The following is a 13,491-nucleotide window of genomic DNA, read 5'->3' as shown; positions in this document are numbered from 1 at the left end:
TGCTTCCGCTTGTTTTGCTGCTTCCGCTTGTTTTGCTGCTTCCGCTTGTTTTGCTGCTTCATCCACATTTACAGTTTCAACTGTTTGTACGGTTTCAGTTGATTGTTCAACGGGTTGATTTTCTGCTACTGAATTTTCTGAAGCAAATGCTGCATTTGGCGCCGCCACACTGGCTAATAATAAGGCTGCCGCAGATGCTGTGTATAACGTTTTTTCATAATATTGTAGTACCCCATATTCTTCTCTATATTTTTTTACAATATTATTTTAAACTCATTTACTAAACATAAATAGATGAATTAGTCCTTATTTATTGAATAAATTGTGAACACTTTTATATCTTTTTACTTCTTTTTTACTTTAAATTTTCCAAATTAACTATTCCCTTATACCTATAAGTGTTACTTACCTAATATTTAAAATGCGCTGCTAATGCAAAACCAGAGATTTTATTTTATTTTTCATAATTTCCATATGAATCCATTGTTCACCTTGATTATGATGCAAAATTTTAACACGTGTCCCGAATGGAATATCCATTATTTTTTAGATTTTTCAGTCGATTCTGTATAAAGAGGCGTTCGTTCTTTCGCAACTAAATACTCATATTTTGTATCATTTACTTGTAAATGGAAAAATTTCATAAAGTATTTTTCAGGTCCATCCACTTCCAACCATTTATGATCTATATATTTTTTTACGATAACTTTTTGACGTTTTCCTTCGTAATAGGCATGTAATTTACCAATCTTTTCTCCGTACGGTTGTGCATAAATAGGCGCATCTTTTATTAAATATAGTGGATAGTTTGCTGTATTATTTTCTTTGTTTCTTCTGTACCATTTCATGATGCCAAATGTAGCTATTCCGAAGCCAATCATCCATTTACATTTCATTTTTGTCTCCTAACGATTCGTTAACGTGGCATCGAAAATCCTCGCCCGATAATTTCTGAGGCATTTAAGAAAATGACGAACGAATCTTTATGTTGTTGTTGCAAAACTTCTTTCAAATACACAGCTTCTGCTTGTTCGACAACAGTAAATAACAACGCTTTTTTCTTTTTAGAATACCCACCCTCAGACCAGAGCTTCGTCGTACCACGATCAATTTCATTGTGAATGAGCGCTTTGACCGCTTCTTCTTCTTCTGTAATAATCATGACCATTTTTGAAGTAGATGAACGAAGTTGAACGAAATCAATCACTTTACTCGTAATGAAAATCGCAATCATCGCATACAAAGCGAGTTCTAAATTAAAGACGAACATCGCCCAAATGACAATCGTCGCATCAATTAATAATTGTGCAAAGCCGCTCGATAAATGAAAATATCTTTTCAGCAATTGCCCAATAATTGTCGTACCACCTGTCGAACCATTTCCTCTAAATACTAATCCTAGTCCTAAACCGGTTAACATTCCCCCATAAATGGAAGCGAGCATCGGGTCATGTACCGCAAACGGTAAATTCGTCGTAAACCCGATAAATGTAGGCAATAATAACGTACCAACGAGTGTTTTGACACTGAAATTTTTACCGAGTAAAAAATACCCTGCGATGAAAAGTGGAATATTAAACGCATATTGAACGAGCGTCGGATTCCACCCGTATAAATCATACAAAATCGTACTAATACCAACGACGCCTCCTGCTGCTAGTCGTGCCGGTAATAAAAATGTATTGTATGAAATCCCTAAAATGAATGTACCGAGTACAATCAAACTGTACGAACGTATTTCTTTACTCATATTTCCATTCCTCTCTTATTTACAATATCCCCCCTATTGTAACGAATAGTTTACGTCTTGAATATGAGTATTCAAAACTTTTAAAAGATTGTATAATAAAAAGAAATCCGTTCCAGATAGGACGTGGATCCGAGTGAATAAACAAATTCCCACCTACTTTTATAACATGGCTTATGAGCGTGTTTTTCAAGTAGTTGATATATCATTAGAAAATGCATCCATTACGGACACACGAACGTACTTATATTACGGTTTATTGAGTGCGCAGCGTTCATATGATTCCGACCGCTTTACTCATTATATGACTGCCTATAAAGAAACACTCTTAGAAAAAGCACTCTCTCCTTTACAACAATTTCAGCTCGACTTCGTTTTAATCAATGAATTAATTGAAGCCAATCATTACCAAACTGCACTACAGCATATTCAAAAATGTTTTGATTTCATCGAGCAATCCAAAGAAGATTTTCATTTAGAATACGCGATGCTTACGCATGACCGTGCGATGATTTTGATGATTCATGGCCAGCTAGACGATGCAATTAAACAATATAATTTATTAGATGAACGCTTATTACATGAATTATCATTAGAAGCCCCTCTTTATTGGAACGTCATCCACGGGCATTTGGCGAGTGCTTACATTCGTAAAAAACAGTGGACGACGGCTTTACAAATCGTGACACATATTATTGAACGAAGTGCTGTTCGTATGCCACTCGCAGCGACGCATAGTTTAATTCGCAAACAATTTCTTAGCTATTTGCTAGACGATGAGCCACTCGATTTCGATTACTGCTCCGAACAATATGCACGCTTACTGTTTAAAAATAAATTCGTTTTAAATACGCTCCACATCGATTTAACCGTTCTAACTGCTGCAATTGATGACCCAGTCATTCACAAACAAGCGACGAACTGGCTTCTCTCGTGTCAAAACCAATCATTATAAAGGTGCAAAACAAGCCGAGGCGGTTCTCACAGAACGTGGTGCTTCTAACTAAAGACAAAAAGCAGTCACCGTTTTTAAAACGATGACTGCTTTTTTTATCCCATTTTTTTCATTCATGCATCTTGTTCTAGTGGACAATATCCACACGCGGCTAAACCTGGAATGTCTTTCGATAAACAACATGTTTTTCGGATCGGTTGATTTACGAGTGCGCTCGGTGCTTTCCCTTGCGTATAGTCATAAAATAACGATTTCGTGCTAATCCCTGACCAAACGTCTCTCTCTTCTAACATTTCTAAATCATCCATTGCACGGTCTGCAAGCGATGGATCATCGAGTAATTTCGCGTAAACAATGACTACTTGCACGAAAAAGTTATCCCAAATCACTTTCGGCGAAATCGATGTTACGTTTCTCAAATCTTGTACGACTTTATAACATTGCTGATACAAAATATGTTTCATCGCACGTTCCCGTTCATCTTCTTTTACGTAGCGCCAATCATTCGGGTTCGCAAACATACAAATCGTATACACCCCGTTTTGTTGCGTCGCTTCAAATCGTAAATCTTCTTCATTACCATCCCAAATTTCATCGTACGCTGTTAACATATAAAATTGCATCGCAATAAACTGCGCATATTTTTTCGAAAAATGAGACATAGCTGCAACGACAGACGTCGCACTCGTTATTCCTTTCATCAAATCCCCAAATTCATCTTCTTGGAAAAATAATTTATGAACGCGGTCTAGCGTAAATAAAGAACGCTTCGGCTGCGTCGTATATATTTGATAGGAATCTAAAATTAATACTTGCTCCATTGTTAATGCGGGCATTTAATCACCTTTATTCTATATAAGTCCTTTTATCATAATACACTTTTCCTTCTTATTAAACCGTCTACAAACTAAACGACTAAACGAAGACGAAATAGTACCTTCCCCCATCACTTCTATGATACGATGTAGGCATAAAAAGTCGTTTAAAAAGGATGATGTTCAATGGAAAAAACATTTCTTACGCTCGTCGTATTGACAGCCATCGTTTCTATTTTATTCGTAACGAAATTAATCGCTGTTCAATTATTCCTCGTGTTTATTATGCCTATTAGCATTCTTTTTCTCATTGTCGGTATTGTCGAAATTGCCCGTACGATTAACGTAAATGCGCATACTTCTTAATATACGCCTTGCTAAGAATCACCGTTCAATTTTTGTTGAACCATCTTTTTCCGATATTGAATCGGTGAAAGGTGGTTTTATTTTTTCCAAATTTGCGTGTTATGACAGTCGTTCATGTAAGCTTGAACGACAACATTTGTTATGTTCAAAAGCCATTCAAAATAAAACATGTCTATGTTGTTTACCGATTAATCAATAGCACTATCATTCTTAACCTTACATACTTTCATAATTTCTTTCCCCCGTACTTGTGCCCACTGCATCTCAATCCCTTTCATTTTTATGTCGTCTGTATGTTGTTCATCAAAAAGTCACTCCAAATATTTCCTTCAAAAGAGGTTTTCTCTTTTTAGATTGTCTCAAATTTTAGGTCTGTTGCTGATGACTTTTTATTTTGAACACCCCTTTTCATGAACATCCCCACAAATAGCTCAATCCTTTTTTCTTATCGTTCAAAAATATGCAACATTCAAAAAGCCATTTAGCCTTTTAAATTCAATATTTTATAAACTTATATTTTTATTATTTTATACAATTATTATTTTATATTCATAATTATATTCCCCCTACATGTAAAAAAGCGTAAAATAAATTTATTCACATATGAGGAGCGACAATGATTTATGGATAATGTCACACATATTCTACTCTTAACGATTTCACAACTTTGCCAGCTACTCGGATGTATTTTCTTTTTCGGATTCGCATTGAAATGGATTGGCGAACATACGTTGAAAAAATTTGCATACGATCATTTTCTTTTTCACTTCATGTCTTTCATCGGTACACCCATTCATGAATTTGGACATTTCTTCATGTGCAAAATTTTTGGCTATCGCGTCAATAAAGTTGTTTGGGTGCAAAAACCGAATGCCGAAGGAACGCTCGGTTACGTTAATTTTTCGTACAATCCGAAAAATATCTATCAATTAATCGGTAAATTTTTCGTCGGAATCGGTCCGCTATTTTCAGGACCACTTTGTATTTTGCTTTTATTATATTTTTTACTTCCTACAAGTTTTCAAATCGTCGAAACGAAAATTGGACATATTCCCGCCGTTTGGCAACTTTCCACCTTTTATGACTTATTCAAACTGAGTGGTCAATTTCTCGTTTCCTTATTTACATTCGAACACGTACTTAGTTGGCAGCTCTATGTCTTTCTCATTGTTGCTAGTGCGATTGCTGTCCACATTCGACTAAGCCTATCCGATCTCGAAAGTGCAACGAGTGGTATTTTCTTCCTGTCGATTGCCTTATTAATTATCAACCTGTTATCTGCCATGTTCGGACTCACATTATCAGACGGATTGAGTCACTACATTAGCATCTTTACTGCCTACTACATCGCGACGATGGTCATCATCCTCGTCATTAGTTTGCTGCTTTGGTTGCTGACGATTATTTGGCATACGATGCTCAACCGGAACGTACGCTAAATCGAAAACGAGTAAAGTCTGTCACTACCTCATGTATCCATACGAAAAAAGGCAATCATCGTTTGAAAACGGTGATTGCCTTTTTATTTAATGACTAATTGCCAATTCTTTTTACGTAATACGTGATGAGGTCCGTTAACCAATCTTCTAAATTTGAAAATGAAAAACCTGCTCGTTTCGCTTTCTCGTTATCCATATACCACGAATTCGGAATGCTGTACGGACTATTTGTCCCTTCAACAATCGTCGCTTTATTTTGTGAAATCTTTTCAATTTGAGCAATTAATTGACGCAGCGTCACCGTACCGTGGCTAACTGCATTCCAAATGCCTTCTTGCGATTGGAAGCCAATCCATCCTAAGAAAGCACCAGCTTCTACCGATGAAATAAAACCCATTTGAGCTTCCATATTTGTCAATTCGATAGGTTCACCTGTCATAATGTGCTTCACATAATATGAAAGTCTTTCCGTATAATCGTCCGTTCCCATTACAATCGGGAAACGTACAATCGTCACAGGAAACGTCGCATTTGCCGTATAAAAAGCTTCCGCTTGTTTTTTTCCTTCTCCGTACGATAACGTTTCTTCAGTATTTAATTGATACGAATAATGATACGGGTCAAAATCTTCTTCTTTTTTCATTTGTCCATCTGCTGCATAAGTAGCCATCGTAGACGTAAAGACGACTTTCGTATTCGCCCCTTGCAATGCATCACAAACTATTTTAGCCTGTTGTGGTGTATAACAAATATTATCGTACACAATATCGAATGTTTGTTGCGCAAATAATGCCTTCATCTCTCGTTCATTCGTTCGGTCAACGGTAACACGTGTAACGTTCCCCTCAAATGTCGCCTGACTAATTCCCCTCGTCGCGACCGTTACGTCATGCTTTTGTTCAATTAATTGTTCAACTAAATGTTTCCCAAAAAAACGTGTACCACCTAATACTAAAATGTTTGCCATATGTTTCCCCTCATTTCAAAAATGTATACATACGTTTACTCGAATTGTGGTATAGAATAAAATAAAATAATTTGAGCGTATTCAAACTATACCATATACGAGAGAGGAGATTTTTCATATGGATCAAAAACATCGTCGCATCGCAATTATTCTTTTTTGTGTATTCTTTTTTACGACTAGTACATGCTCTATTCTCCTCTATACGACGTTACGTTTTGTCGTCGTAAAAGGGGAGAGTATGGAAAATACGATTCAAGATGGCGATAAATTTTTAGTCAACCGCCTCGCTTATAAATGGAAAAAACCTGCCTACGATGACATCGTCATTTTAGACGTTGATCACATTAAAGGGCATGAATTGTATATTAAACGTGTCGTCGGTTTACCTGGTGATGTGCTCGAAATACGAGGTCGAGATTTTTATCGTAACGGGCAGCATGTAAAAGAACCTTATATCAAAGAATTAATGCGCCCCGACCATTTCAAAATAGTCGTTCCGAAAAACACGTATTCGTCATGGGGGACAATCGAAACCATTCAATTGATTCTCGTATTTTCCATAGTATCAACTACGAAACCGAAGTGAAATCTGTCATTGTTTATTCACTAAATTAAACATTTATCATTTTATACATTTATAAAAATATTCTTTAAAACAAAAAATATCAGAAGCATTAACTCTTTTCATTGATCGTTGTAAACGATGTCACTTGCTATGAAAAAAACACTTTCTACAAAAAACGATTTTCCATCCCGTTTTTCATAGAAGGTGTTTTTATATGTCAAATTTTCATGTTATATTAGGTATTTAACTTAATAAAATAAATATTTTATACATTTATCTTTTTATAGTTTTATATAATTAAACGTAAAAGACTAAAAAGCACATCGCATGAACAGCAACGAGCGATTCAATAAACAGGCGTTACTATGAGCATGTCCCGTAAAGGAACGCCTTCTCATAATGCCATCTTAAAGTATGAAATATTTTATATTGAAAGGCTTTTGAGAACAACAAATGACGTTGTCTTTCAAAGCATTCGAGCATACATTAGCTACTATAATACTCGGATTTTGGCAAAGTTAAACCACCTTTCTCCAGCACAATACTGGAAAAAGATGGTTCAATAACAATTTGACTGCGACTCCTAGTGAGCAGAAGACCCCATAGCGAGCGAGGAGGCTTCAGCTAGGCCACAGGAAAGCGTCCATCAAATTCGGCTTAAAAGATTATGTGAGACAGGAAAGCTAGTGTCTCCATCCCTTTTCGTTTTACTTGATTACCATTGATTGTTTTTATATTTTTGATAGTAGTTGTATTGACGTGCTGCCATATACAATTTACGTTTGAAGCTCTTATCTTTCGGATAGAATAATGAGTTTGCCCATTTTCCTTCTTTAATTAAACGTTGGCATTCTTCATTAATTGCTGGATCTTCTACGAAATCACGCAATACTTTTTTCGGTACGACTGAGAATAAAAATTCGCCATTCGCATACACGACATCTTTTTTCTTATTATTGACACAGTCGTCTACTAAGTAACGCGCTAAGTTATGACCGATACGTGTTACGTAATAACTTGAACGACCTTGACGAATATTAATTTCAAACACTTTATATTTACCGTCACGTACATCGTATTTTAAGTCAAAATTGGCGAAGCCCGTATAACCGATATGTTCGATAAAGTCTTGCATTTTACGCATTAACTCTTTATTAAAACGTGCAAGAATCGCGGTATAGTTCCCGATGGCAGTCGGTGTATGTTCTTGTAACACAACTTGACCAAGTGCTACTAACTGTACATTTTTATTTTGGTCGGCATATACGACACCATCCCACATTAGTGAATCATCACCTGGGATGAATTCTTGGATAATCACTTCATCGTGATAACCTGCATCGTGTAATAAGTTAATAATGCGGTTCGCTTCTTCTTCTGTTTCCGCTTTATACACTTTTTCTTTTCCTTGGAATTTTAAATCTAAGTACATAATGACGTTACTTGGTTTTAAAATTAATGGGTATAAAATGTCCTCGTCTTTGAAAGGTACGTCAACTGTCGTACAGTCAAAGAAACGTGTTGTAGGATAATCAATGCCATACTCTTCACAAAGTTTATAAAAATTCGCTTTGTATTGTAGCATGTCCATCACTTCAAGTGTTGGGTAGTTAAACACGTAAAATTGTTTTAAAAAGGCTGCATTTTCAACGATGTAGCGAACGTACATATCGTTCGTACCGACTAGCATTAATTTTTTACCTGGTTTCGCATATTTTTTTGCGACCGTTTCCATAATAGAAGCAAACTCTTCTGGTTCACCTAATTTAGGGAAGTATTCGATTGTTGATGGAATCGTACTAAATTTCGTAAACGGTAATTCTCCACGACCGACTAATACCGGTTTCACGTTGTATTCTTCGTGGAAAGAAATCGCCATGTTGTATGCGTTAATATCTGTACCGACAATAATCGGAATAAAATTTAATTTTGACATAATAGCCTCCAAATAATTCATTCAAAATAAGAATGGCAAAATCCTTCTTTTGAATGATGTGTTTATTCATTTTACATCATCTATTTATATTTGTGCACGATTCGTACACACCTTGTTATTATATTACTAATGCCTTCCTTTCGTAAACAAAGGATACGTATTTTCTATAGCTTTCTACGATGATTGAGCTTTTGTGAGACGGGAATTATACTAGTAGAGAGGTGATTTTCATGAAACAGCAAATTCAAATTGGATTCCTTTTAGTACTGGCGTTAATTTTAACAATTTTCTTAGTGCCGATTGCTTCATTATTTTACCCAATTACACTACTCAGTCCGATTGTTTGGCGAAGTATTGTAGCGGTTTTAGCCGTCTTATTATTAGTCGTCGCACTAATTCTCGGCTACCGACAAAAATTTGATCGCCACTACGTTCTTTACTATGTCGCGCTATTATTAATGCTCGCATTAACATCTAGATTAATTTATAGCGTATTTCTTTCTATATAATTGAATAAAATTATATTTTTATATTTGTATAAAATATTTACATTATAACTAAATGATATATGATTTTCTACAACTTCGTATATTCTTTCTTATGAAGGCTGCTTTATAAGTGCAGTCTTTTTTATTTTACGTTACACTTTAAAAAATAATGAGGTGATTTTATGAACTGGCAAGCATTTACGGAAGCCGTCGATTCATTGTGTGAAAAGCAGCAAGGACAAATTCATATCGCATTAAAAGAACAAAACGCTTTCTTCTCTCATAGTGCAACCGTTCCAACTACCGCACATCATATTATGAAGCTTCCACTCGTCATGCATACGATGAAACAAATCGAATTAAACAAACAACAATTAACAGACGTGCTCCCTCTCTCTAACGTTACGAAAGGTAGTGGCGTCATTGCGCATTTACATGATCTTGCCGAACTAAGCTTACATGATTTAATGAAATTGAGTATTATCGTAGCAGATAATACAGCAGCCAATACGTTACTTGAGCAAACAGATCGTAACGAACTCGATACGTTCTTAACAGCTGCTCACGTATCGAATACGCGTCTACTCAAACCATTTATGTCTCAAAATCGTATGCGTGATAATTTCACTTCTGCGATCGATTGTATGACGCTTCTTCAACTTATTGGCGAACCGAATCCTTTCTTTAATGAAGAAAGTCGTCGCCATTTGTATGGTATGTTATACGACCAACAGTTGCCGAGCCCACTCGTGCTTTCTAATAAAGAAGAACGACACTTCGCACATCTTTCTTCTTCGTATTACTCAATTACAGCTACGACAGGGATTCTCTCTTCCGGTCAAAGAAGACTGTACATTTCCATTTTTGCAGACGTACAAGACCAAGCGTTATTTTGGATTCCATTTAGTAAATTACTCGAAATGTATTTCGACTAAAGATAAAATCATAAAAATATAAATGTATAAAATACTTATAAATAAAAGAAAAAAGAGGATTCTTCGTCTAAAAGAATCCTCTTTTATATTATTGTCAAATTATACATTTATAAAAAAATAACCTTTATTGTTTAATCGCAATCCAAATTGTCCAGCGATCCTTCTCCGTAATCGCTTGATCCTCTGGTAGCTTTTCATCAATATAGGCAATCAATTCATCTAGCTCTGTATCATCCAATTCATATAAAATACTTCGACCAATTCGATGTTGTAAATCATTCAACAATCTCTTTTTAGAAAGGTACTCTGCTCGAATTTCCCAAAAAGCGACTTCTTGTACAATATCGAAATGATTCGCTTCTAACGCTTTTCGAATTTTTTCTTTGCGGTGTCGGCGATTAATCTCTGTCGTTTTTAGCTTTACGAACTTTTCAAAAAAATACCCTCGCACATGTTCTTCACTACCTTCTAATAAAATATCTTCCGGTGTTCGGTCTTGTACGATGTAATATCCTTTTGATTGAAGTATGCGATTTGCTTCACGAAAACACGTGTCTAAATCGTCCAGATGATGAATTAATGCCCTTGCTAGTACGAGGTCAAATTGTTCATCTTGTAGACCTGTTTCATAAGCTGTTCCTTGTTGAAACGTAATCGTCTCATAATCTTTACAATTTTCACGTGCCCCTTCAAGCATCGCTTTTGAAAAATCGACACCGACGACTTTTTCTACGCCGGCATCGACGAGTGCTTTCGAGTAAATGCCTCCGCCACACCCAATATCTGCGGCACACTTAAAATGTTTTCCTTCCGGTAATAAACTTTCAATATCTTTGCTCCAAGCTATATTGGCGTTACGATCTGCATATGTTTTTTTATTTTTTTGATCATGAAAATCAATGCTCATTTACGTCACCTCTACTCCTCGTATTGTCTAGAAAATTACTTGTTCTTCTATTCCCCTTTTTTCTACTTTTAAAATGGCCCCATCGACGCATCTATTTTAAATTTTCTTAGTAAAATAGCATTTTATACAATTGTATTTTTATATTTCTAAACTTACTATTACGTTGCATTTTTCATCTTAACCGTATTTTCGTTTTTCTTTTTAAGTAAATTTCTTTTATTCCAAATAATGTATTTTTATCTTAAAACCCTTGATTACACTCGTTTCATTTTAGAAAAAAGATTCATTTTTAGTTTAAAGTATACTTAAAATAGAAAATTTTATTTTTCGATAAAAAATGTTGCATTTGTAAAAACATTCAAATATGATTATTGCAAGAGGACAATACGTCCTTACAAAGTTATTAAATTGAATCAAGGGGGGCTTCTATATGGATCATAAAGTTGAAAAAAAGTTCTGCATACAAATGAAGAACTTTCAAATTCGGCTAACGAAAAAAAGCATTTACTGAACAAGAATATGTGAATATTTCAGAAAGCCAAGAATTTAAAACGCTTTCAAAACGTAAAGCAAAATTCATCGTACCGATGTCAATTACCTTTTTAGTACTGTATTTCTTATTACCGCTTTTATCTTCCTTTACACAAGTACTAGACGGTAAAGCAATTGGACACGTCACATGGATTTGGATTTATTCACTTGGATTGTTCATTATGGTTTGGGCATTCACTGTTATTTATGTGAAAAAAGCTGCAACATTTGATAAAGCTGCAGATGAAATTAATGCGAAGGCAAAGGCTGGTGACTATAAATGAGTGGAATTGGGATTTTCTTCTTCGTTGCGATTGTTGGTCTAACATTATTCGTAACTTATCTAGCTTCAAAACGTAATAACTCTGCTGCAGATTTCTATACTGCTGGCGGTGGCTTAACTGGTTGGCAAAATGGTATTGCGATTGCAGGGGATTACTTATCAGCTGCTTCATTCTTAGGGATTGCAGGTGCCATTGCATTATTCGGATTCGATGGTTTCTTCTATAGCTTAGGCTATTTAGTTGCTTACTTAGTCGTACTATACATCGTGGCAGAACCATTACGTAACCTTGGTAAATATACATTAGCTGATATGATTACAGCTCGTTTCAATCAAAAGAAAATTCGTGCAACAGCGGCAGTTAGTTCCATCGTAATCGTACTGTTCTACATGATTGCACAACTTGTTGGTGCTGGTGCACTTATTCAATTACTTTTAGGAATCGACTACAAAATAGCTGTTTTAATCGTAGGTGTGATGATGACAATCTACGTATTATGGGGCGGTATGGGTGCCACAAGTTGGGTACAAATTATTAAAGCCGTATTATTAATGATCGGTACAGTCATCATTTCTGTACTCGTATTAGCACAATTCAATTTCAATATTTTAGATATGTTCGCAACTGTCGCAAAAGACAATCCTCACGGTGAAAATTATTTAACAGCAGGCGTGAAGTATACAAATGGTATTGATACGATGTCTATGATGCTTGCACTCGTACTTGGTACAGCAGGCTTACCACATATTCTAATGCGTTTCTTCACTGTAAAAGATGCAAAAACAGCTCGTTCTTCTATTAACTGGGCAACTTGGATCGTAGGTATTTTCTACATCTTAACAATTTTCTTAGGATTCGGTGCTGCGGCATTCGTAGGTTCTGACAAAATTTTAGCTGCAAACCCTGCAGGGAACATGGCAGCTCCATTACTTGCGCAATATCTTGGCGGAGACATTTTAATGTCATTCATTTGTGCCGTTGCTTTCGCGACAATCTTAGCCGTTGTAGCAGGTCTTGTACTGTCAGGAGCTTCTGCATTCGCACACGATATTTACGGACAAGTAATTAAAAAAGGTAAAATTACAGAGAAACAACAAATGGCCGCTGCACGTTGGGCGTCAATCGGCGTTGCTGTATTCTCGATTATCCTAGCTTTATTCGCTCAAACATTAAACGTAGCATTCTTAGTTTCATTAGCTTTCTGTATCGCAGCTTCTGCAAACTTACCTGTTATTATTTACACAATTTACTACAAAAAATTCAACACGACTGGTGCAATGTCAGCGATGTTATTCGGTTTAGTTTCAGCGCTTATACTCGTAGCACTTAGCCCGAATATTTGGTCTCCAGAAGGCACAGCCATCTTAACGGGAACACCGTTATTCCCATTAACGAACCCAGCGATTATTTCTGTACCACTTGGCTTCTTAGCCGGCTGGATTGGCTCTATGATCGGTGAAAAAGCACAAGCTCGTAAATACGCTGAAGTCAAAGTAAATGCAACGACTGGTTTAAACGTTAGCGATTCAGTAGATCACTAATTTTATAAAATAATA

The 13,491-nt window shown here is 35.9% G+C and carries 15 protein-coding genes and 1 pseudogene; 10 read left to right on the top strand and 6 right to left on the bottom strand.

Annotated features, from left to right (window positions below):
• Window positions 1-539: 539 nt before the first annotated feature.
• Both KSHG_RS11515 and KSHG_RS11510 read right to left on the bottom strand, forming a co-directional pair.
• A complete protein-coding gene (locus tag KSHG_RS11515) occupies window positions 540-896 on the bottom strand; it encodes a hypothetical protein (RefSeq protein ID WP_010306461.1) in 357 nt (118 codons plus the stop codon).
• Window positions 897-916: 20 nt separating this feature from the next.
• The gene (locus KSHG_RS11510; protein ID WP_010306458.1) at window positions 917-1,750 is read right to left on the bottom strand and encodes a YitT family protein; all 834 of its coding nucleotides are present in this window, start codon (window positions 1,748-1,750) and stop codon (window positions 917-919) included.
• A gap of 133 nt (window positions 1,751-1,883) precedes the next feature.
• On the opposite strand from KSHG_RS11510, the gene KSHG_RS11505 reads away from it, so the two are divergent.
• Window positions 1,884-2,702: a hypothetical protein gene (locus KSHG_RS11505; RefSeq protein WP_010306455.1), complete on the top strand. Its 819-nt coding sequence runs from the start codon at window positions 1,884-1,886 to the stop codon at window positions 2,700-2,702.
• Window positions 2,703-2,815: 113 nt separating this feature from the next.
• Here KSHG_RS11505 and KSHG_RS11500 read toward each other — a convergent pair whose 3' ends face one another.
• Window positions 2,816-3,538, bottom strand: a complete 723-nt coding sequence (locus KSHG_RS11500) for a Fe-S oxidoreductase (protein WP_010306453.1) — start codon at window positions 3,536-3,538, stop codon at window positions 2,816-2,818.
• Window positions 3,539-3,703: 165 nt separating this feature from the next.
• Here KSHG_RS11500 and KSHG_RS11495 point away from each other — a divergent pair, with 165 nt between their 5' ends.
• Both KSHG_RS11495 and KSHG_RS11490 read left to right on the top strand, forming a co-directional pair.
• Window positions 3,704-3,883 (top strand): hypothetical protein, encoded by a 180-nt coding sequence (locus KSHG_RS11495; RefSeq protein WP_026022590.1) that lies wholly within the window; start codon window positions 3,704-3,706, stop codon window positions 3,881-3,883.
• Window positions 3,884-4,506: 623 nt separating this feature from the next.
• Complete coding sequence (locus tag KSHG_RS11490; RefSeq protein ID WP_010306451.1) at window positions 4,507-5,322, top strand: hypothetical protein; 816 nt, start codon at window positions 4,507-4,509, stop codon at window positions 5,320-5,322.
• Between the two features lie 94 nt (window positions 5,323-5,416).
• Here the strand turns inward: KSHG_RS11490 and KSHG_RS11485 are convergent, their stop codons facing one another.
• The gene (locus tag KSHG_RS11485) at window positions 5,417-6,289 is read right to left on the bottom strand and encodes an NAD-dependent epimerase/dehydratase family protein (RefSeq protein WP_010306449.1); all 873 of its coding nucleotides are present in this window, start codon (window positions 6,287-6,289) and stop codon (window positions 5,417-5,419) included.
• A gap of 118 nt (window positions 6,290-6,407) precedes the next feature.
• Here KSHG_RS11485 and lepB point away from each other — a divergent pair.
• From lepB to KSHG_RS19265, 3 genes and pseudogenes are all read left to right on the top strand, one after another.
• Window positions 6,408-6,788: pseudogene (gene lepB / locus KSHG_RS16920) on the top strand (signal peptidase I); the annotation flags it as partial.
• A 17-nt stretch (window positions 6,789-6,805) separates the two neighbouring features.
• The gene (locus KSHG_RS19270; protein WP_369008784.1) at window positions 6,806-6,904 is read left to right on the top strand and encodes a hypothetical protein; all 99 of its coding nucleotides are present in this window, start codon (window positions 6,806-6,808) and stop codon (window positions 6,902-6,904) included.
• Window positions 6,905-7,219: 315 nt separating this feature from the next.
• A complete protein-coding gene (locus KSHG_RS19265; RefSeq protein WP_147630539.1) occupies window positions 7,220-7,420 on the top strand; it encodes an IS3 family transposase in 201 nt (66 codons plus the stop codon).
• Window positions 7,421-7,569: 149 nt separating this feature from the next.
• Here KSHG_RS19265 and KSHG_RS11475 read toward each other — a convergent pair whose 3' ends face one another.
• On the bottom strand, window positions 7,570-8,790 hold the full coding sequence (locus tag KSHG_RS11475) for a carboxylate--amine ligase (protein WP_010306443.1): 1,221 nt from the start codon (window positions 8,788-8,790) through the stop codon (window positions 7,570-7,572).
• 230 nt (window positions 8,791-9,020) lie between these two features.
• Between KSHG_RS11475 and KSHG_RS11470 the strand changes: the two genes are divergently transcribed.
• Window positions 9,021-9,299, top strand: a complete 279-nt coding sequence (locus KSHG_RS11470) for a hypothetical protein (RefSeq protein WP_010306439.1) — start codon at window positions 9,021-9,023, stop codon at window positions 9,297-9,299.
• 161 nt (window positions 9,300-9,460) lie between these two features.
• Window positions 9,461-10,213 carry a serine hydrolase gene (locus KSHG_RS11465; RefSeq protein ID WP_010306436.1) on the top strand — a complete coding sequence of 251 codons (753 nt, stop codon included), beginning with the start codon at window positions 9,461-9,463 and terminating at the stop codon, window positions 10,211-10,213.
• A 124-nt stretch (window positions 10,214-10,337) separates the two neighbouring features.
• On the opposite strand, the gene KSHG_RS11460 is transcribed toward KSHG_RS11465, so the two are convergent.
• A complete protein-coding gene (locus KSHG_RS11460) occupies window positions 10,338-11,120 on the bottom strand; it encodes a class I SAM-dependent methyltransferase (RefSeq protein WP_010306433.1) in 783 nt (260 codons plus the stop codon).
• 521 nt (window positions 11,121-11,641) lie between these two features.
• Between KSHG_RS11460 and KSHG_RS11450 the strand changes: the two genes are divergently transcribed.
• Together KSHG_RS11450 and KSHG_RS11445 are read left to right on the top strand one after the other, a co-directional pair.
• Window positions 11,642-11,935, top strand: a complete 294-nt coding sequence (locus tag KSHG_RS11450) for a DUF485 domain-containing protein (RefSeq protein ID WP_010306428.1) — start codon at window positions 11,642-11,644, stop codon at window positions 11,933-11,935.
• Window positions 11,932-13,476: a solute symporter family protein gene (locus tag KSHG_RS11445; protein ID WP_010306424.1), complete on the top strand. Its 1,545-nt coding sequence runs from the start codon at window positions 11,932-11,934 to the stop codon at window positions 13,474-13,476. Before KSHG_RS11450 ends, KSHG_RS11445 begins: the two co-directional genes overlap by 4 nt.
• Window positions 13,477-13,491: the final 15 nt, after the last annotated feature.

Source organism: Kurthia senegalensis (genome assembly GCF_000285595.1).
In the GTDB taxonomy this organism is placed as follows: domain Bacteria; phylum Bacillota; class Bacilli; order Bacillales_A; family Planococcaceae; genus Kurthia; species Kurthia senegalensis.
The sequence above is the reverse complement of the archived record's forward strand: the minus strand, read 5'-3'. Positions and strand labels throughout refer to the sequence as shown.